The organism is Amycolatopsis rubida (assembly GCF_900115345.1).
In the GTDB taxonomy this organism is placed as follows: domain Bacteria; phylum Actinomycetota; class Actinomycetes; order Mycobacteriales; family Pseudonocardiaceae; genus Amycolatopsis; species Amycolatopsis rubida.
In genome coordinates, this window is sequence record NZ_FOWC01000005.1 from 225,935 (window position 1) to 245,302 (window position 19,368).

At 70.3% G+C, this 19,368-nt stretch carries 16 protein-coding genes; 8 read left to right on the top strand and 8 right to left on the bottom strand.

The window, feature by feature from the left end:
- Position 1: 1 nt before the first annotated feature.
- Complete coding sequence (locus tag BM362_RS21540) at positions 2 to 982, bottom strand: heme o synthase (protein WP_067579179.1); 981 nt, start codon at positions 980 to 982, stop codon at positions 2 to 4.
- Between the two features lie 440 nt (positions 983 to 1,422).
- On the opposite strand from BM362_RS21540, the gene tkt reads away from it, so the two are divergent.
- The 6 genes from tkt (at position 1,423) to pgl (ending at position 9,665) form a co-directional block, all read left to right on the top strand.
- Positions 1,423 to 3,522, top strand: a complete 2,100-nt coding sequence (gene tkt, locus BM362_RS21545) for a transketolase (RefSeq protein WP_067579181.1) — start codon at positions 1,423 to 1,425, stop codon at positions 3,520 to 3,522.
- Between the two features lie 23 nt (positions 3,523 to 3,545).
- Entirely contained in the window at positions 3,546 to 4,655 is a 1,110-nt protein-coding gene (gene tal, locus BM362_RS21550; RefSeq protein WP_067579183.1) for a transaldolase, read from the top strand.
- Between the two features lie 10 nt (positions 4,656 to 4,665).
- On the top strand, positions 4,666 to 6,285 hold the full coding sequence (locus BM362_RS21555; RefSeq protein ID WP_093574325.1) for a glucose-6-phosphate isomerase: 1,620 nt from the start codon (positions 4,666 to 4,668) through the stop codon (positions 6,283 to 6,285).
- A complete protein-coding gene (gene zwf / locus BM362_RS21560; RefSeq protein ID WP_067579187.1) occupies positions 6,282 to 7,811 on the top strand; it encodes a glucose-6-phosphate dehydrogenase in 1,530 nt (509 codons plus the stop codon). Before BM362_RS21555 ends, zwf begins: the two co-directional genes overlap by 4 nt.
- Positions 7,812 to 7,881: 70 nt before the next feature.
- Positions 7,882 to 8,895: a glucose-6-phosphate dehydrogenase assembly protein OpcA gene (gene opcA, locus BM362_RS21565; protein ID WP_093574326.1), complete on the top strand. Its 1,014-nt coding sequence runs from the start codon at positions 7,882 to 7,884 to the stop codon at positions 8,893 to 8,895.
- Complete coding sequence (gene pgl, locus BM362_RS21570) at positions 8,892 to 9,665, top strand: 6-phosphogluconolactonase (protein WP_093574327.1); 774 nt, start codon at positions 8,892 to 8,894, stop codon at positions 9,663 to 9,665. The genes opcA and pgl overlap by 4 nt, the downstream gene beginning before the upstream one ends.
- Positions 9,666 to 9,753: 88 nt before the next feature.
- Here the strand turns inward: pgl and BM362_RS21575 are convergent, their stop codons facing one another.
- Complete coding sequence (locus BM362_RS21575; RefSeq protein WP_198545278.1) at positions 9,754 to 10,419, bottom strand: GntR family transcriptional regulator; 666 nt, start codon at positions 10,417 to 10,419, stop codon at positions 9,754 to 9,756.
- A gap of 90 nt (positions 10,420 to 10,509) precedes the next feature.
- Between BM362_RS21575 and BM362_RS49985 the strand changes: the two genes are divergently transcribed.
- Together BM362_RS49985 and BM362_RS21585 are read left to right on the top strand one after the other, a co-directional pair.
- Positions 10,510 to 10,965, top strand: coding sequence for a YbhB/YbcL family Raf kinase inhibitor-like protein (locus BM362_RS49985; RefSeq protein ID WP_208865284.1), 456 nt, complete (start codon positions 10,510 to 10,512; stop codon positions 10,963 to 10,965).
- Positions 10,966 to 11,470: 505 nt separating this feature from the next.
- Positions 11,471 to 12,673: a sensor histidine kinase gene (locus BM362_RS21585; RefSeq protein ID WP_167545382.1), complete on the top strand. Its 1,203-nt coding sequence runs from the start codon at positions 11,471 to 11,473 to the stop codon at positions 12,671 to 12,673.
- Positions 12,674 to 12,870: 197 nt separating this feature from the next.
- On the opposite strand, the gene BM362_RS21590 is transcribed toward BM362_RS21585, so the two are convergent.
- The 6 genes from BM362_RS21590 to BM362_RS21615 all read right to left on the bottom strand — a co-directional run bounded on the left by BM362_RS21590 (position 12,871) and on the right by BM362_RS21615 (position 19,334).
- On the bottom strand, positions 12,871 to 13,215 hold the full coding sequence (locus tag BM362_RS21590; protein ID WP_009075886.1) for an RNA polymerase-binding protein RbpA: 345 nt from the start codon (positions 13,213 to 13,215) through the stop codon (positions 12,871 to 12,873).
- Positions 13,216 to 13,290: 75 nt separating this feature from the next.
- Positions 13,291 to 13,521, bottom strand: a complete 231-nt coding sequence (gene secG / locus BM362_RS21595) for a preprotein translocase subunit SecG (RefSeq protein WP_033292761.1) — start codon at positions 13,519 to 13,521, stop codon at positions 13,291 to 13,293.
- A 136-nt stretch (positions 13,522 to 13,657) separates the two neighbouring features.
- The gene (tpiA, locus tag BM362_RS21600; RefSeq protein WP_067579193.1) at positions 13,658 to 14,443 is read right to left on the bottom strand and encodes a triose-phosphate isomerase; all 786 of its coding nucleotides are present in this window, start codon (positions 14,441 to 14,443) and stop codon (positions 13,658 to 13,660) included.
- The gene (locus tag BM362_RS21605; protein WP_093574328.1) at positions 14,444 to 15,658 is read right to left on the bottom strand and encodes a phosphoglycerate kinase; all 1,215 of its coding nucleotides are present in this window, start codon (positions 15,656 to 15,658) and stop codon (positions 14,444 to 14,446) included.
- 5 nt (positions 15,659 to 15,663) lie between these two features.
- A complete protein-coding gene (gene gap / locus BM362_RS21610; protein ID WP_093574329.1) occupies positions 15,664 to 16,665 on the bottom strand; it encodes a type I glyceraldehyde-3-phosphate dehydrogenase in 1,002 nt (333 codons plus the stop codon).
- A gap of 1,295 nt (positions 16,666 to 17,960) precedes the next feature.
- Positions 17,961 to 19,334, bottom strand: a complete 1,374-nt coding sequence (locus BM362_RS21615; RefSeq protein ID WP_208865285.1) for a winged helix DNA-binding domain-containing protein — start codon at positions 19,332 to 19,334, stop codon at positions 17,961 to 17,963.
- Positions 19,335 to 19,368: the final 34 nt, after the last annotated feature.

Genomic DNA, 19,368 nt, shown 5'->3' on the forward strand with positions numbered 1-19,368 from the left:
ATCAGAACGGGAGGCCGAGGACCGGCAAGCCGATCGCCGAGTCGACCGCCAGCGCGACGAACACGATCATCAGGTACGTGTTCGACCGGTGGAACAGCGCCATCGGCTTGGTTTCCTCGCCGCGGTGCACGGCGGCCTGCAGCCGGTGCGCGTAGAAGAGGAACCAGCCGCCGGCCAGTATCGCGAAGGTCGCGTACAGCCAGCTGGTGACCGGGAGCAGCAGCAACGTCCAGGCGACCATCACCCACGAGTAGATGACGATCTGCCGGGCCACGTGCTCGGCGGTCGCGACGACCGGCAGCATCGGCACGCCGGCCCGCTCGTAGTCGTCGCGGTACTTCATGCCCAGCGCCCAGGTGTGCGGCGGGGTCCAGAAGAAGATCACGCCGAACATCACGAACGCCGGCCACTGCACGGTGCCGGTGACCGCGACCCAGCCGATCAGCACCGGCATGCAGCCCGCGGCTCCGCCCCAGACCACGTTCTGCGACGTCCGCCGCTTGAGGCCGAGGGTGTAGACGAAGATGTAGAACAGGATGGTCGCGATCGCGAGGACCGCCGCCAGCAGGTTCACCGTGAAGTACAGGACGGCGAACGAGGCGACGCCCAGGACGAGGCCGAAGACCAGCGCGTTGCGCCGCGGCACCGCGTCCTTCACCAGCGGCCGCCGCTTGGTGCGGTTCATGACCTTGTCGATGTCGCTGTCGATCACGCAGTTGAGCGCGTTCGCGCTGCCCGCGGCCATGGTGCCGCCGACCAGCGTCGCGATCACCAGCCACGGGTTCGGCACCTCGCGCCCGGCGAGGAACATCGCGGGGATCGTGGTGACGAGGAGAAGCTCGATCACGCGCGGCTTCGCCAGCGCGGCGTACGCGCCGGCCACCTGGCGGAAGCTTCGCCGGGCCCCGCTCGGCCGTCCGCCGTCCGGGGGTACGGCGCTGGTGTCTTCACTGCGTCCGTGCGCAGCGTTCACCAACGACATTTCTCTCCCTGAGTCAGTCCTGGGCCGGGCGGCCCGGAAGAAAGAGGTGGTGCTCCTGGAGAACTCCCGTGCCTGGCCCGCGATCGATGTTAGACGTGACGGACCGGCCCGACGCCCGCGGGTCCGGGACACGCCCGGCGGTGTTCTCTCCGTCACGTCCGCCGCGCCGGGCCGCGATGAGTCGGGACGGCCCGCGGCGGGTAGCCGGGTACGGACAGGCGGGCAGGATCACCTCACCCGCAGGGTGCGCGCCCGCGCTCGCGCGCACGCGTACGCACTAGGGTGACAGCGACGGGCCGCTCGCTCCGCCTGCACAGCGCCGCCAGCAGGAATATCGTCTCTTCGGGATCGATTGAGATAACTGAGGGCGCACACCGCAGCACCTGAGCGGCACGCACGGAATACAGCCACCACTTCACCGACGCAGGAGTTCGAGTTCAGTGTCCGAAACCTCTAGCAGCGAGACCAACCCCTTGCTCCGGCGCACCGTGCCGGCCGACTGGACCGAGACCGACACCCGCGCCGTGGACACCGCCCGTGTGCTGGCCGCGGACGCCGTCGAGAACTGCGGCAGCGGACACCCGGGCACCGCGATGAGCCTGGCCCCGCTGGCGTACACGCTGTTCCAGCGCACCATGCGGCACGACCCGGCCGACCCGGAGTGGCCCGCCCGCGACCGGTTCGTCCTCTCCGCCGGGCACTCCAGCCTGACCCTCTACATCCAGCTGTACCTGGCCGGGTTCGGCCTGGAGCTGGAAGACCTCGAACAGCTGCGCCGCTGGGGCTCCAAGACCCCGGGCCACCCGGAGTACCGGCACACCAAGGGCGTCGAGACCACCACCGGCCCGCTGGGCCAGGGCCTGGCGAACGGCGTCGGCATGGCGATGGCGGCGCGGCGCGAGCGCGGCCTGCTGGACCCGGACGCCGCTCCCGGCGAGAGCATCTTCGACCACCGCATCTACGTGATCGCCTCCGACGGCGACATCGAAGAGGGCGTCACCTCCGAGGCCTCGTCCATCGCGGGCCGCCAGCAGCTGGGCAACCTGATCGTCTTCTACGACGACAACAAGATCTCCATCGAGGACGACACCAACATCGCGCTGTCCGAGGACGTCGCGAAGCGGTACGAGGCCTACGGCTGGCACGTGCAGACCGTCGAGGGCGGCGAGGACGTCGTCGCGATCGAGGCGGCCATCAAGGCGGCGCAGGCCGAGACCGAGCGGCCGTCGTTCATCCAGCTGCGCACGATCATCGGCTACCCGGCCCCGACGAAGATGAACACCGGCAAGGCGCACGGCGCGGCGCTGGGCGCGGAAGAGGTCGCGGGCGTCAAGAAGGCGCTGGGCTTCGACCCGGAGAAGAACTTCGCCGTCGAGGACGCCGTGCTCGCGCACACCCGCCAGGCGATCGAGCGCGGCGAGAAGGAGCGCGCCGAGTGGCAGGAGCGCTTCGAAGCGTGGGCCGCGGCGAACCCGGAGCGCAAGAAGCTGGCCGACCGGCTGTCGACCCGCACGCTGCCCGAGGGCTTCGCGGACAACCTGCCCTCCTGGGAGCCCGACGCCAAGGGCATCGCCACCCGCAAGGCCTCCGGCGAGGTGCTCACCGCGCTGGCCGAGCCGCTGCCCGAGCTGTGGGGCGGTTCCGCGGACCTCGCGGAGAGCAACAACACCACCATGAAGGGCGCCGACTCGTTCGGCCCGGCCGCGGCCGGCACCGACATGTGGAAGACCAACCCGTACGGCCGCACGCTGCACTTCGGCATCCGCGAGCACGCGATGGGCTCGATCCTCAACGGCATCGCGCTGCACGGCGGCACCCGCCCGTACGGCGCGACCTTCCTCACCTTCTCCGACTACATGCGCCCGCCGGTCCGGCTCGCCGCGCTGATGAAGGCCCCGGTCATCTACGTGTGGACGCACGACTCGATCGGCCTCGGCGAGGACGGCCCGACGCACCAGCCGATCGAGCAGGTCGCCGCGTTGCGCGCCATCCCGGGCCTCAACGTCGTCCGCCCGGCGGACGCCAACGAGACCGCGTACGCGTGGAAGGCCGTGCTGGAGGACGTGCACCACCCGTCCGGCTTCGCGCTGACCCGGCAGAACGTGCCGGTGCTGGAGGGCACGAACGCCGAGGGCGTCAAGAAGGGCGGCTACGTGCTGGCCGAGGCGTCCAACGGCACCCCGGAGGTCGTGCTGATCGCGACCGGTTCCGAGGTCCAGCTGGCCGTCGAGGCGCGCAAGACCCTTGAGGCCGACGGCGTCCCCACCAGCGTCGTGTCGATGCCGTGTGTCGAGTGGTTCGACGCGCAGGACCAGGACTACAAGGACGCCGTCCTGCCGCCGGCGGTCAAGGCCCGCGTTTCGGTCGAGGCCGGGATCGCGATGCCGTGGCAGCGCTTCACCGGCGACGCCGGCGAGAACGTGTCGATCGAGCACTACGGAGCCTCGGCCGACGCCGCGACGCTCTTCCGCGAGTTCGGCTTCACCGCCGAAGCCGTGGTCGACGCCGCCCGCCGCTCGATCGCCAACACCAAGAACTGAACTGAACTGAAGGGAGTGCACTCATGACTGACCGACTCGCGCAGCTCTCCGAAGCAGGCGTCTCGATCTGGCTGGACGACCTCTCGCGGGAACGCCTGAACTCGGGCAACCTCGCCGGGCTCATCCGCGACAAGCACGTCGTCGGCGTGACCACCAACCCGACCATCTTCGCGAACGCGCTGTCGAAGGGCGCCGCCTACGACGAGCAGGTCAACGACCTCGCCGCACGCGGTGCGGATCTCGACGGCACCGTCCGGGAACTGACCACCACCGACGTGCGCAACGCCGCGGACCTGTTCCGCGACGTGTACCAGGCCACCAACGGCGTCGACGGCCGCGTGTCCATCGAGGTGGACCCGCGCCTGGCGAAGGACACCGAGAAGACGGTGGCCGAGGCCAAGGACCTGTGGAAGACCGTCGACCGGCCGAACGTGCTGATCAAAATCCCGGCGACCGAAGAGGGCCTGCCCGCGATCACCGCGGTGCTCGCCGAGGGCATCAGCGTCAACGTCACGCTGATCTTCTCCGTCGAGCGCTACGAGGCGGTCATCAACGCCTTCTTCGCCGGTCTGGAGCAGGCGAAGGCCAACGGCCACGACCTCAAGGGCATCCACTCGGTCGCGTCGTTCTTCGTGTCCCGCGTGGACAGCGAGGTCGACAAGCGGCTGAACGCGATCGGCACCGACGAGGCCAAGGCGCTGCTGGGCGAGGCGGCCATCGCCAACGCCCTGCTCGCGTACGCGGCCTTCGAGAAGCTGTTCGCCACCGATCGCTGGAAAGCGCTCGCCGCGGACGGCGCGAACGCGCAGCGTCCGCTGTGGGCCTCCACTGGCGTGAAGGACCCGGCCTACTCCGACACCCGGTACGTCGACCAGCTGGTGGTCAAGGACGTCGTCAACACGATGCCCGAGAAGACCATGGACTCGGTCGCCGACCACGCCGAGATCACCGGCGACACGGTTTCCGGAAAAGGCGAGCAGGCGCGGGCGATCTTCGACAAGCTGTCGGCGGCGGGCATCGACGTCCCGGACGTGTTCCTGACGCTGGAGACCGAGGGCGTCGAGAAGTTCGAGAAGTCCTGGCAGGAACTGCTGGACACGGTGACCGGGCAGCTGAACAAAGCGAAGGGCTGAACCAGAGACCATGAGCGGGGACGAAACCGGCGTCGTGATCGTCGACGCCGAACTGGCAGAAAAGGCGGCGCCGCTGGCGCAGCGGCTGGCCGCCGACGGCGCCGCTGCCAAGCTCGCCGCCAAGGACTCCACGCTGTGGGGTCCAGACGCCGAGTCCGAAGCGTCGATCCGATTGTCCTGGACGACGTTGCACAAGTCGTCGCGTCCGTTGATCGGGGAAATCGAAGCGCTGCGCGCGGAACTGCACAGCGAGGGCGTGGACCGCGTGGTGCTCGCCGGCATGGGCGGCTCGTCGCTCGCGCCGGAGGTCATCACCGCCACCGCCGGCGTCCCGCTCACGGTGCTCGACACGACCGACCCCGGCCAGGTGGCCGACGCGCTCGCGGGCGACCTCGAGCGCACGGTCATCGTGGTGTCGTCGAAATCCGGCGGCACGGTCGAGACCGACAGCCACCGCCGGATCTTCGCCAAGGCGTTCGCGGATGCCGGGATCGACGCGGCGAGGCGCATCGTCGTCGTCACCGATCCCGGCTCCCCGTTCTCCGAACTGGCGGAGAAAGAGGGCTACCGCAAGACCTTCCTGGCCGACCCGCACGTCGGTGGCCGCTATTCCGCGCTGACCGCGTTCGGCCTCGTGCCGGCCGGTCTCGCGGGCGCGGACGTCGCGCGGCTGCTCGACCAGGCCGCGTCGGTGGCGGAAACGCTCGCCGAGGACACCGCTGAGAACCCGGCCGTGCAGCTGGCGGCGGCCTGGGGCGCGGCGCACGAAGCCGGTGCGGAGAAGGTCGTGCTGGCCGACACCGGTTCGGGGATCAAGGGCTTCCCGGACTGGGCCGAGCAGCTGATCGCCGAGTCCACCGGCAAGCTCGGGACCGGGTTGCTGCCGGTGGCCGTCGAGGGCCCGGACGCACCCGGGTTCGCCGACCACGGCAAGGACGCGACCGCGGTCGCGATCGGTGCCCCGGAAGGCGCGGCGCAGATCTCGGTGACCGGCCCGCTCGGCGCGCAGTTCCTGGTGTGGGAGTTCGCGACCGCGCTCGCCGGACGGCTGCTGGAGATCAACCCGTTCGACCAGCCGGACGTCGAGGCGGCCAAGAAGGCGGCGCGGGCGCTGCTGGACGACCCGGAGAAGCTCAAGGGCGGCGAGACACCGGCCACTGTGGACGGTGCGGTCGAGGTCTTCGGCAGCGAAGGTGTTGTCACTGAAGGGAAACTCGCCGACATCCTGCGCGCGTTCTTCGGTTCGGTGGCCGACGGCGGGTACATCGCGGTGCAGGCGTACCTCGACCGGCTGGACGACGCGTCGACTTCGCTGCTGCGCGGCGAAATCGCCAAGCGGACCGGCGTGCAGACCACGTTCGGCTGGGGCCCGCGGTTCCTGCACTCCACCGGGCAGTACCACAAGGGCGGCCACCAGAACGGCAGCTTCCTGCAGATCACCGGAGCCGTCGAGGACGACCTCCCGGTGCCGGACCGCCCGTACACGCTGGGGCAGCTCCAGCACGCGCAGGCGCTCGGCGACGGCCAGGTGCTCGCCGAGCACGGGCGTCCGGTGCTGCGGCTGCACCTGACCGACCGCGCCGCCGGGCTCGCCGAGCTCGTGCGGGCAGTGCAGGAGGCCGCTCAGTGACCACCTGGCGCAACCCGCTGCGGGATCCCCGCGACAAGCGGCTGCCGCGGATCGCCGGGCCGTCGAGCCTGGTGATCTTCGGCGTCACCGGCGACCTGGCGCGCAAGAAGCTCATGCCCGCCATCTACGACCTCGCCCACCGCGGGCTGCTGCCCGCCGGGTTCTCGCTGATCGGCTTCGCCCGCCGGGACTGGGAACACCAGGACTTCGGCGAGCTGGTGCACGACTCGGTGAAGGAGCACGCGCGGACGCCGTTCAAGGAGTCGGTGTGGAACCGGCTCGCCGAAGGAATCCGGTTCGTCCAGGGCACTTTCGACGACGACGACGCCTTCGACCGGCTCGCGCAGACCGTGCGCGAGCTGGACGAGGAACGCGGCACCGGCGGCAACACCGCGTTCTACCTGTCGATCCCGCCGGGCGCGTTCCCGGTGGTGACCAAGCAGCTGGCGCGTTCGGGCCTCGCGCAGGCCGACGAGAACACCTGGCGGCGCGTGGTCATCGAGAAGCCGTTCGGCCACGATCTCCGCAGCGCCAAGGAGCTCAACGCGATCGTGAACGACGTCTTCCCCGAGGAGTCGGTGTTCCGCATCGACCACTACCTCGGCAAGGAGACGGTGCAGAACATCCTGGCGCTGCGCTTCGCGAACCAGCTGTTCGAGCCGATCTGGAACGCGAACTTCATCGACCACGTGCAGATCACCATGGCCGAGGACATCGGCCTCGGCGGGCGCGCGGGGTACTACGACGGGATCGGCGCCGCGCGCGACGTCATCCAGAACCACCTGCTGCAGTTGCTCGCTTTCACCGCGATGGACGAACCGCTGTCGTTCGAGCCGAAGGCGCTGCGCTCGGAGAAGGCCAAGGTGCTGGCGGCGGCCAAGCCGATGCTGCCGCTGGACGAGACCACCGCGCGCGGGCAGTACGCGGGCGGCTGGCAGGGCGGCACCAAGGTGCCGGGGCTGTTGCAGGAAGCCGGGTTCGCGAAGGACTCGACGACCGAGACCTACGCCGCGGTGACGCTGGAGGTGCAGAACCGCCGCTGGGCGGGCGTGCCGTTCTACCTGCGCACCGGCAAGCGGCTCGGCCGTCGCGTCACCGAGATCGCGGTCGTGTTCAAGCGCGCGCCGCACCTGCCGTTCGACTCCACGCAGACCGAGGAGCTGGGGCAGAACGCGCTGGTCATCCGCGTGCAGCCGGACGAGGGCATCACGCTGCGGTTCGGCTCGAAGGTGCCGGGGACCACGATGGAGGTCCGCGACGTCACGATGGACTTCGGCTACGGCCACGCGTTCACCGAATCGTCGCCGGAGGCCTACGAGCGGCTGATCCTCGACGTGCTGCTGGGCGAGCCGTCGCTGTTCCCGGTGAACGAGGAAGTCGAGCTGTCCTGGGAAATTCTCGACCCGGTGCTGGACCACTGGGCGAAGCTCGGCACCGCGCCGGAGCAGTACCCGCCGGGCAGCTGGGGACCGAAGTCCGCTGACGAGATGCTGGAGCGTACCGGCAGGCACTGGAGGCGTCCGTGAGTCACAATCGCGAAGCGGACCACGGGCGCCGGCTGGGTGCGGGTATCCCGCAAAAACACTGGAGGCGTCCGTGATCATCGACCTGCCGTCGACCACGACGTCGGCGCTGAACAAGAAACTGGTGGAGATCCGCGAGCAGGGCGGCCAGGTCGCGCTCGGCCGGGTGCTGACGCTGGTGATCGTCGCGGACGACGACGCCAAGCTCGAGGACGCCATCGAGGCCGCGAACGACGCCAGCCGCGAGCACCCGTCGCGGGTGATCGTCGTGGCGAAGGGCGCGCGCACGGCCGCGCCGCGCATAGACGGCCAGATCCGCGTGGGCGGCGACGCCGGCGCGAGCGAGGTCATCGTGCTGCGGCTGTACGGCCCGCTGGCCGCGCAGGGGCAGAGCGCCGTGGTGCCGCTGCTGCTGCCGGACGCGCCGATCGTCACCTGGTGGCCGGGCGCCGGCCCGAAGGCTCCGGCGGAGGACCCGCTCGGCCAGCTGGCGCAGCGGCGGATCACCGACTCCGCCGCGGAAAAGAGCCCGATAAGGTCTCTCAGCACGCGCGCGAAGTCCTATGTGGAGGGTGACACCGACCTGGCGTGGACCCGGCTGACCCGCTGGCGGGCGCAGCTGGTGTCGGCGCTGGACCTGCCGCCGTACGAGAAGATCACGAGCGCGACGGTGACCGGCGAGGCCGATTCGCCGTCCACCGAACTGCTCGCGGGCTGGCTCGCCGAGTACCTCAAGGCTCCGGTGCACCGGGTCAAGAGTTCGAGCGCGCAGGGCATTATTTCGGTGAAGCTGGAGCGGAAATCGGGTGCGGTGGAGCTGACGCGGCCGGACGGGCGGGTCGGCACGCTGACCCAGCCGGGCCAGCCGACGCGGCGGATCGCGTTGCAGCGGCGCAGCAACCCGGAATGCCTCGTGGAGGAACTGCGGCGGCTCGACCCGGACGAGATCTACGAGGCGGCGCTGCACGGGCTGCACAAGATCGCCGCGTCCAACGGGGCGAAACCCACCGCCGCCAAGGCTTCCGCCAAGCCCGCCGCCGCGAAGCCGAAGACGACCCGCAAGACCGCGGAAAAGAGCGGCTCATGAGCCGCACCGAGGTCGTCGTCTACGAAAACCCGGACCTGCTCGCCGCGGCCGCCGCGGCCCGGCTGGTGACGCGGATCGTCGACGTGCAGGCAGCTCGCGGTGCGGCGTCGGTGGTGCTCACCGGCGGCGGCACCGGCATCGCCGTGCTGCGGGAACTGCGGGAATCGAGCGCACGGGACGCGATCGACTGGTCGCGGCTGGACATCTACTGGGGCGACGAACGGTTCGTCCCGGCGGATTCGGACGAGCGCAACGAGAAGGGCGCCCGTGAGGCGCTGCTCGACCACGTGCCGCTGGCCCCCGAGCGGGTGCACGCGATGGCCCCGTCGGACGGCGAATTCGGCGACGACGTCGACGCTGCCGCCGAGGCCTACGCAAAGGTCCTCTCCGACGCGGCGGGCTCCGGCGCGGACGTGCCGGAGTTCGACATCATGCTGCTCGGCTTGGGCGGCGAGGGCCACACGGCGTCGCTGTTCCCGGAAACCGCCGAGGTGCGCGAAACACAGCGCTCGGTGGTGCCGGTCCGCGACTGCCCGAAGCCTCCGCCGACGCGCGTGTCGCTGACTCTGCCCGCCATCCGCCGTGCCCGCGAGGTGTGGCTGATGACAGCAGGAACCGCCAAGGCGGACGCGGTCGCGCAGGCGCTGGCGGGTGCGCCGGAAACGCAGATCCCGGTCTCCGGTGCCCGCGGGTACCGGCGGACGCTGTGGCTCCTGGACCGCGAGGCCGCAGGGAAGCTGACGAAGGTGTATCAACCGCCGGCTGAGTAAGGCGGCATCGGGAAGGGCTCCTCGCGCGAAGGTGCGGGGAGCCTTTCGGGTTGCACGGTAGGGGGCGTGTCGTGAGTGCGTATCGCGGTTAGAACCGGGATACGCACTCACGACTCCCCGTCAGCACCGCTGCCGTCGCCGCCAAGTGATCCGTCAGCAACCCGGCCGCCTCCTCCGGATCCCGGCTCAGCGCGGCCCGCTCCAGCTCCTCGTGCTGGGCGAGCACGTCCTCCACCGGCAGCCGGTACCCGGGGGCCACCGTCCACCGCCGGGCCAGTTCGCTCGCCGTCCACATCCGGTCGAAATTCTCCAGCAGCACCGCGTTCCCGCAGCCGTCGAGCAGCGTGCGGTGGAACAAGCGGTGCGCCTCCGCCCAAGCAGCGGAGTAGTAGCGGCCTTCGTCCGGCACATACATCGGCGTCCGGGCGAGCCGGTGCCCCGCCGCGCGCACCCGCGTCTCCCACTCCAGATCTCCGCGCGCGACCGACAACCGCAGCATCGCGGGCTCGACCGTCTGACGCGCCTCGACGATCTCCTGCCACCGCCGATCGGCCAGCGCGGGCACGGCGAACCCGCGGTTCGTGAGCCGTTCCGCCAGGCCCTCCCCGACCAGCCGCACCAGCGCCTCCCGCACCACGGCCAGGCTGACCTCGTACCGTGCCGCCAGTTCCTGCGGTTTCAGCGCCTGCCCCGGCTCGACCTCGCCGCGCATGATCGCGTCGCGGACCTGGTCGTAGATCTGCTCGGACAGCATCTGCTTCATGCGTCCAGGATAGACGATCTGCAAAGTCATCGATTATTAGACTTATCGTCGATGGAATACTGCTTCCGGCGAGAGGAGCGCATGTCCGCCACCTCCCCGTTCGCACGCCTTCCCGAGGTGCCGAGCTTCACCATCACCAGCACGACCGTCGCCGACGGCGCGGCCTGGTCCGCCGAGCGGTTCTCCGGGATCTTCGGCATGCCCGGCGGCGAGGACATTTCGCCGCAGCTGTCCTGGTCCGGCGCTCCGGAAGGCACGAAGAGCTACGCCGTCACGGTGTACGACGCCGACGCGCCGACCGGCTCCGGCTTCTGGCACTGGGCCGTCGCCGACCTCCCCGCCACCGGCACCGACCTGCCGGAAGGCGCGGGTGACGACATCAGATCCGGACTCCCCGAGGACGCTCTCCAACTGCGCGGCGACGCGGGCGTCGCGCGCTTCATCGGCGCGGCCCCGCCCGCCGGCCACGGCGAGCACCGCCACTTCGTCGTCGTACACGCCTGGATGTCGAATCGATCGGCGTCTCGGCCGACGTGACGCCCGCCGTCCTCGGGTTCACCGTGCTCGGCCGCGCGGTTCTGGTCGCTATCGCGGAGACGCCCGCCTAAGCCTCAGTCGTTTATCCGGCCTGGCCGCCGCTTCGCGCTCGCTGCGCCGCGGCGGTCTTCGACTGCGCAGAGGCACTTTCCACCCACCCGCACGGGTGATCTCCCCCCTGTACGCGTGAAGCGGGCCCGGCGTCGACCTGGGCGGCAAACGGAGTAACTGACACTGCGCCAAAAAGCGGCTCACCAGTATGTGGGAACCGCCGTATGGTGAACATAAGGTGATGTGATCGACACTTGGTGATGTCGACCTCGCTTCGTTCATCCTGTTGGAGCAGTTGTGGAGATTACAACACCACAAGAACCACTCTGGGTGAAACTTACTGGCAACACACACGTTCCCGTTAGCATCCGCACATTTGTTCACCGCCGCGCGTCCCGATCGGGTGGCCGGAGCATCTCATCACTAAGTCCACAAGACGAATGGGGTCGCCGCGATGAGCACTGAGGGACTCTCGATTCCTGGCATCTCGATGAGCAGCTCCGCCGCGGGAGCCGCCCGGGGGGACAGGCGCGTCAGCCTGACCGGGGCGTTCGCCGCGTTCCGGAAGCCCCTCGTCGCGACGATCGCCGTCGAAGCGGTGGTCGTGCTGCTGGCGGTGCTCGACGTCTGGCTCGTCGTGCCGCCCAAAGCACAGCCCTATTCGCTCTATCTGTCGGCCGCCGCGTGCCTCGCGGTCGTGGTGCGGCGGCGGTTCCCGTTCCTCGCGGTGCTCGCCGCGGTGCCGGGATTCTTCGCCGGATGGGCACAGCTCGCGTCGATGCTCAACCTCGGCATGCTCGCGACGCGGCGGCAACTGCACTGGCAGACCTGGGTCGGCGCGGGACTGGTGTTCACCTGCCGGTTCGTGCGGTGGCCGCTGCCGGAGTTCGCGGAACTGAGCTGGCGCGAACACGTCCTCGACGGGATCTACGGCGTGCTGGTGGCCGGAATGCCGATCGCGATCGGCCTGCTGATCGGGGCGCGCGCGGAGATCTCGGCGAAACTGCGCGAGCTGGCGAAGAGCCGCGACCGCGAACGCCGCTTCCACGCCGACGCGGTGCGCGCCGAGGAACGCGCCCGGCTGGCCCGCGAGATGCACGACGTGGTTTCCCACCAGATCACGCTGATCGCCATGCAGGCCGGCGCGCTGCAGGCGCAGGCGAAGGAGGGCCCGGCGCTGGAGACGGCGCAGGTCATCCGCCAGCTGTCGACCCGGACGCTTGAGGAACTGCGCTCGCTGGTGAGCGTGCTGCGCTCCAGCTCCGGGAACGACGGCCCGCGACCCGGGATCGGGGAGCTGGACCACCTGATCCGCGAGTGCGACGTCCCCGTGCAGCTGACCGTCGAGCAGCTCCCGGACACCCTGCCGAGCCAGGTCTCGGCGGCGGCGTACCGGACGGTGCAGGAATGCCTGACGAACGTCCACAAACACGCCCCCGGCGCGACGGCCACAATCCGCATCCACGCGGCGAGCGGCGCGCTGGACATCGAGGTGGAGAACGCCCGCGCCTGCCGTGCGGGCGAGGCTTTCCCGTCCGGCGGCCACGGGCTGACCGGGCTCGCCGAACGCGCCCGGCTGCTGGGCGGAAGCTTCGAAACGTCCGGGACCGAGGACGGCGGGTTCCGGGTGCGGGCGCGGTATCCGCTGGATCGCTGAGGTTGTGGTGAGTGGTTATGCCGGTTCTCACCGGCATAACCACTCACGACACGCCGCCACTGCCGGGCCTGGCCGCGCCCGCGCACCAGTGGTCCAGACCGCTAGGGCTCCAGTCTTTCTCCGCTGCCCGGGAACTAAAAAACCACCGGCCCTCGCCCTCGCGGACGGGAAGCCGGTGGTCCCGGAGAAACCGTGCCTCAGATCAATTCGCGGCGCTGGCGGAGGCGCTCGAGCGCCTCGGCGAGGATGGCCTCGCCGTCGGCGTCGCTGCGGCGTTCCTTCACGTAAGCCAGATGCGTCTTGTACGGCTCGGTACGAGGCGCGGCGGGCGGATTCTGCTCGTCCTGACCGCCCGGGAGCCCGCAGCGCGGGCAGTCCCATTCGTCGGGGATTTCCGCGTCCATCGCGAACGACGGGCGAGCCTCATGCCCGTTCGCGCACCAATACGACACCCGGCGCCGTGGCGCCGATTCACCCCGCTCCGATTCGCCCGAAGGACCGGCACCCACGCGGGTGCCGCGAATCGCGTTACCGCCAACCATGAATCCTCACCCGTTGGAATCGGCGGCGCGCCCCCCAATAGGCACGCCGATCGCAGTCCCCTTCCGGGGACCCGGTCAGACCTTGAGCAGGAGGCCGAGACCCACGATGCTGATCAGCCAGATGGCCCCGAGCAGCAGCGTGATCCGGTCGAGGTTCTTCTCGGCGACGCTGGACCCCGCGAGACTCGACTGCATCCCGCCGCCGAACAGGGACGACAGGCCGCCGCCCCGGCCGCGGTGCAGCAGCACGGCCACCACCAGCAGGACGCTGGAGGCGATCAACAGGATTTGCAGGAACAGCTTCATGTCATCCTCTGTGCTTGTCGGAGCATGCAGGGGTACGGCCGGACCCGCACAGCGTGCGGATCTTCACCGTACCCCTGGACTCGTCCACTGCTCTAGTGACGGACCGAACACACAGGCTACCCGGTAGTGCCCACGATCAGGGCAGCGGGCCACCGGCGGCGAGCGCGCAGAGCTTGGTGAACTCCTCGCCGTCGAGGCTCGCGCCGCCGACCAGCGCACCGTCGATGTTGTCCGCGGCCACCAGCTCGGAGACGTTCCCGGACTTCACCGAGCCGCCGTAGAGCACCCGGACCGCGGTGGCGACCTCGTCGCCGTACTTCTCCGAGAGCGTCCCGCGCAGGGATTTGCAGACCTCTTCGGCGTCGGCGGCGGTCGCGACCTTGCCGGTGCCGATGGCCCACACCGGCTCGTACGCGATCACGACGGCCTGCACCTGCTCGGTTTTGAGCCCCTTGAGGCCCTCGATCAGCTGGTCCCGGGTGTGGGCGAGGTGCTCGCCCGCTTCGCGGACCGCGAGCTCCTCGCCCACGCACAGGATCGGCGTGATGCCGTGCTTGAGCGCGGCCTTGACCTTCTTGTTGACCAGCTCGTCGGTCTCGCCGTGGATCGCGCGCCGCTCCGAGTGCCCGACGGTGACGAAGCTGCAGCCCAGCTTCGCCAGCATCGGGCCGGAGATGTCGCCGGTGAACGCGCCCGAGTCCTGCGGCGACAGGTCCTGCGCGCCGTAGGCGAGGGAGAGCTTGTCGGCGTCGACGAGCGTCTGCACGCTGCGGATGTCGGTGAACGGCGGCAGCACGGCCACGTCCACCTTCGCGTAGTACTTCTCCGGCAGCGCGAAGGCGATCTTCTGCACCAGGGCGATGGCCTCAAGGTGGTTGAGGTTCATCTTCCAGTTGCCTGCCACCAGGGGCTTGCGTGCCACTTAGTTCTTCCCCTCCAGCGCCGCCACGCCGGGCAGCTCCTTGCCTTCCAGGTACTCCAGCGAGGCGCCGCCGCCGGTGGAGATGTGCGAGAAGCCGTCCTCGGGCAGGCCCAGCTGCCGCACCGCGGCGGCCGAATCGCCGCCGCCGACCACGGTGAACGCGTCGCTGTTCACGAGCGCCTCGGCCACCGCGCGGGTGCCGCCCGCGAACGCCTCGAATTCGAAGACGCCCATCGGCCCGTTCCAGAAGACGGTCGCCGCGTCGGCGAGCTTCCGCGCGAACAGTTCGGCGCTGCGCGGGCCGATGTCGAGGCCCATGCGGTCGGCCGGGATGGCGGTGACATCGACGGCCTCGTGCGCCGCGTCGGCGGCGAAGCCTTCGGCCGCGAGCACGTCGACCGGCAGCACCAGTTCGACGCCGCGCTTCTGCGCCTCGGCGAGGAAGCCCTTGACCTGGTCGAGCTGGTCTTCCTGCAGCAGCGACGTGCCGACCTCGTAGCCCTTGGCCTTGAGGAACGTGTACGCCATGCCGCCGCCGATGAGCAGCCGGTCGACCTTGGTGAGCAGGTTCGCGATGACGCCGAGCTTGTCGGACACCTTCGAGCCGCCGAGCGCGACCACGTACGGCCGCTTGACGTCGTCAGTGAGCTTCTTCAGCACGTCCAGCTCGGCCAGCACGAGGCCGCCCGCGTACGCCGGGAGCACCGCGGCGATCTCGTAGACCGAGGCTTGCTTGCGGTGCACGACGCCGAAGCCGTCGGACACGAACGCCCCGCCCGGCGTCAGCGCGGCCAGCTCGGCCGCCAGCTCAGAGCGGTCCACAGCGTCCTTGCTGGTCTCGCGCGCGTCAAAGCGGACGTTCTCCAGCAGGACGACCTTGCCCTCGGCCAGTCCGGCGGTCAGCGCCTTCGCCGACTCGCCGACGAGGTCGCCGGCCAGCGAGACCTCGGTGCCGAGCAGCTCGCTGAGCCGCTTCGCGACCGGCGCGAGCGTGAACTTCGGGTCCGGCTCGCCCTTGGGGCGGCCGAGGTGCGCGGCGACGACGACCTTCGCGCCCGCCTCAGCGAGCTTCTTGATCGTCGGCAGCGCGGCGCGGACCCGGCCGTCGTCGGTGATGGCCGACCCGTCGAGCGGGACGTTCAGGTCGGAACGCACGAGCACGTACCGGCCCTGAACGCCCTCGCCCAGCAGGTCGTCGAGGTTCTTGACGCTCATCAGGTTCAGAGCTTCGAGCCGACGAGCTTGATCAGGTCGGCGAGGCGGTTGGAGTAGCCCCACTCGTTGTCGTACCAGCCGACGACCTTGACCTGGTCGCCGATCACCTTGGTGAGCGGCGAGTCGTAGATGCAGGACGCCGGGTCGGTGACGATGTCCGAGGACACGATCGGGTCGACCGAGTACTTCAGGATGCCGGCCAGCGGGCCCTCGGCGGCGGCCTGGTAGGCGGCGTTGATCTCCTCGACCGTGGCGGACTTCTTCAGGGTGACGGTGAGGTCGGTGGCCGAGCCGGTCGGGACCGGGACGCGCAGCGCGTAGCCGTCCAGCTTGCCGAGCAGCTCCGGCAGCACGAGGCCGATCGCCTTGGCCGCGCCGGTGGAGGCCGGGACGACGTTCAGCGCGGCGGCGCGGGCGCGGCGCAGGTCCTTGTGCGGGCCGTCCTGGAGGTTCTGGTCCTGGGTGTAGGCGTGGATCGTGGTCATCAGGCCCTGCTCGATGCCGAAGGCGTCGTTGAGGACCTTGGCCAGCGGGCCGAGGCAGTTGGTGGTGCAGGACGCGTTCGAGATGATCGTCTGCGAGCCGTCGTACTTGTCGTCGTTGACGCCGAGGACGACGGTCAGGTCCTCGCCCTTGGCGGGCGCGGAGATGATGACCTTCTTCGCGCCGCCGGCAATGTGCGCCTTGGCGGCGTCGGCGTTGGTGAAGAAGCCGGTCGACTCGACGACGACGTCCACGCCGAGGTCGCCCCAGGGCAGGTTCGCCGGGTCGCGCTCGGCGAGGGCCTTGATGGTCTTGCCGTCGACGACGATGCCCTCGTCGCTGACGCTGACCTCGCCCGGGAAGCGGCCCAGGATCGAGTCGTACTTGAGCAGGTGGGCCATGGTGGCGACGTCGCCGAGGTCGTTGAACGCGACGACCTCGATGTCGTGACCGCTCGCCTTCACGGCACGGAAGAAGTTGCGGCCGATCCGGCCGAAGCCGTTGACACCTACGCGAACGGTCACTGCTGCCACTCCTCTGGTGTTGATCACGGCGACGGCGCGCCGGCCGCCGGCCGCTGAAGTTGGTCACTGCGGAAGTTCCCCGGGGCGCCCGCCCCGGGCGGCTTCCGCGACTTCTGCGAATCGCTGCAACCCTAGCGTGCGGGCCCCGTTGCCCCGGACTGCCCTGACGAGACTTCCACCACTGCCGGGAGACGTCAAGAATCGATTAAGAACCCAGCTCAGCCGGGTGAGGGGCGCAAACGGGGCGAGCGCTCCCTCGGGGCCAGGGGGCGGGAGCGGACCAGTGGCTTGATCGGTCTTGGTGCCCCGGTTCACGCTGTCGGGCCAGTTTCGCCGGGCAGGTTTCGCCGGGACGGTTTCGCCGGGCCAGTTTCGCCGGGACGGTTTCGCCGGGACGGTTTCGCCGGGGCGGCGAGGGGCGGCGCGAGGTGCGGGCGGAGGAGGGGTGCGGCGGACGGGTTCGACGAGACCGGGACGGCGGAGGCCCGGGGCAGGCTCGGCAGGAGCGGGACAGCCGGGGGTCAGGACGCCGGGCTCGTCGGGACCGGCACAGCGGGGGCTAGGACAACCTGGCAGGAGCAGCACAGCAGGAGCAGCACAGCAGGAGCATGCTTCGCGTGCGCGAGGAGCACGACAGCAGCACGACGACCGCACTCGGCAAGACCCGCACAGCAACACGGCAGCCGAACTCGGCACCAGCACAGCAAACACGCTCCGCGTGCAGGACAAGCACGGCAGGGCGAGCTCAACGGACCGGCACAGCAGGAGCATGCTTCGCGTGCGGGACAAGCACGGCTGGGCGAGCTCAACGGGACCGGCACGGCGGGAACTCGGCACGAGGCCCGTCGCGCGAACCTCGGTGCGATTCGCGGCCGGACTCCCCCGAATCGCACCGCGCGCTCGACCCGGCCGTCACACCGCGCGCTCGACCCGGCCGCCGCGTTCCCCGCTGTGCCGGTCCGGGCCGCCTCGGGCGATTTGGGCTGTCGTGGCCCATCCGCCGGACCTCGCGGAGCGTGCTTGAGGAAACGCTTCGTTCCGCGCTCTCTCCAACGACTTGGCAACCGCGCGGTGCGGGTGTCCGGCAGGACCGGCTGCCAGGCGTCCCGAGAGCTGGGCAGCCTGGTCGCGCGGTGGGCGGGCCGCCGGGGTCGTCCGGCTCTCCCCTGTTCCGCCACCGCCTCTCGCGCGCGGAGCGTGCGGTCAGTCCGGCACAGTTCGGTTCGGCACAGTGCGCAGCGTCATTCAGTTCGGCACAGTGCGCCGCGTTATCCAGCTCCGCACAGCGCGCAGCGTCATCCAGCCAGCTCCTTCTCCGCCGGGGTCCGGAACTTCGGCACCACTCGCGCCTCCCCCAGCCATTCGCCCAGCCGGGCGGCCTCGGCGTCCACCGCGGCGGTCTTGTCCGCGCCGATGTCCTCCAGCAGGCGGACCGCGACTTCTCCCGACGGGCGGTGGCACCAGGCTCCGACGATCCGGCCGTCGCTCCAGACCGTCGGGCCGATGTTGCCGCTGCGGTCGAACAGGGCCGGGCGGTGCGGGCCGACGTACCAGTCCCGGGACTGCCAGCCCATCGCGGTCGGGTCGAGGGCCGGGAGCAGCGCGATCCACGGGCCGGGGGCGGCGACCGGGGCCAGGTCGCCGGGCAGGACGATCGCCGGTTCGCCGTCCAGGTCGACCTCGGCGGGGGCGACGGCGGCCAGGGCCTTTTTCGTCTGGCCTGCCGTCCAGCCGGTCCACCAGCGGAGGTCGGCGACCGGTGCGGGGCCGAAGGCGTGCAGCCATCGCCGGGCCAGTGCGGCTCGGGCTTCGGCTTCGGAGAGGCCTGGCCAGTCGGCGGGGACGGGGTCGGAGAGGCCGGACCCAGCGCTGGTACCGGATCCACGGCCAGCGCCGGGGCCAGCACCGGTTTCGACTCCAGAGCCGGGACCAGCACCAGCTTCGACCCCAAAGCCAGAGCCTGGACCAGCTTCGGCCCCACAGCCAGAGCCGGCACCAGCACCGGCCTCGGCCCCACGGCCAGAGTCAGGGACAACCGCCCCCGCCAGCCAATCGGTCAGCGGAGACCAGTGGTACTGCGTGCTCTGCCAGCTCCCCCGCGGACGCCCTCGCACGATGTGTCCCTCGGCGGCCAGCTGGAACAGCACCCGGCTGGTGACGTTGCCGATCGACTCGTACGGTTTTCCCTTCGCCATCAGCAGTTGCTGCCGCAGGCGCGGTTCGTCGTCCGCCAGCTGCTGCGCGGTCGCCGATCCCCTGGCGCGCAAGGCTTTTTCGACGCTCGCCATGACCTCGTCCAGCCATGCGCCGGGACGCGGGACATTCTCCGGATGCCCCAGGGTGCCCAGCTGCTTTTCCAGCAGGCGCCGTTGCCGGGCGGCGACGTCGTACGAGCACGCGGCTTGCACCGAACCGGCAGTGGCGATGTCGGTGACGAAAACGGTGCGCCGCATGCCGAGGACGCGCAGCAGGGTGCGCCGGGAGTACAGCGCGTCCTCGACGTCGGCGACCGAGACGTCGCGCACGCGCGACCAGGCGGACAGGTACACCGAAGCGGGATCGGTGGCGTGCAGCGCGACGACGCCGTCGACTGCTTCCTCGACGGTCGTCGCCCGAGCCGCTAGGTGGTGGCGTACGCCGAGGCGGGCCCGGCGTTGGGCGAGGGTCATCTTCACGACTCGATTCCTACCAGCAAGGTCCGAC

Coding starts and splice junctions, on each gene's coding strand:
- BM362_RS21540 (WP_067579179.1), bottom strand. CDS start 982: ATGTCGTTGGTGAACGCTGCGCACGGACGCAGTGAAGACACCAGCGCC.
- tal (WP_067579183.1), top strand. CDS start 3,546: ATGACTGACCGACTCGCGCAGCTCTCCGAAGCAGGCGTCTCGATCTGG.
- BM362_RS21555 (WP_093574325.1), top strand. CDS start 4,666: ATGAGCGGGGACGAAACCGGCGTCGTGATCGTCGACGCCGAACTGGCA.
- pgl (WP_093574327.1), top strand. CDS start 8,892: ATGAGCCGCACCGAGGTCGTCGTCTACGAAAACCCGGACCTGCTCGCC.
- BM362_RS21575 (WP_198545278.1), bottom strand. CDS start 10,419: ATGCTGTCCGAGCAGATCTACGACCAGGTCCGCGACGCGATCATGCGC.
- BM362_RS49985 (WP_208865284.1), top strand. CDS start 10,510: ATGTCCGCCACCTCCCCGTTCGCACGCCTTCCCGAGGTGCCGAGCTTC.
- BM362_RS21585 (WP_167545382.1), top strand. CDS start 11,471: ATGAGCACTGAGGGACTCTCGATTCCTGGCATCTCGATGAGCAGCTCC.
- BM362_RS21590 (WP_009075886.1), bottom strand. CDS start 13,215: ATGGTTGGCGGTAACGCGATTCGCGGCACCCGCGTGGGTGCCGGTCCT.
- secG (WP_033292761.1), bottom strand. CDS start 13,521: ATGAAGCTGTTCCTGCAAATCCTGTTGATCGCCTCCAGCGTCCTGCTG.
- BM362_RS21605 (WP_093574328.1), bottom strand. CDS start 15,658: ATGAGCGTCAAGAACCTCGACGACCTGCTGGGCGAGGGCGTTCAGGGC.
- BM362_RS21615 (WP_208865285.1), bottom strand. CDS start 19,334: ATGACCCTCGCCCAACGCCGGGCCCGCCTCGGCGTACGCCACCACCTA.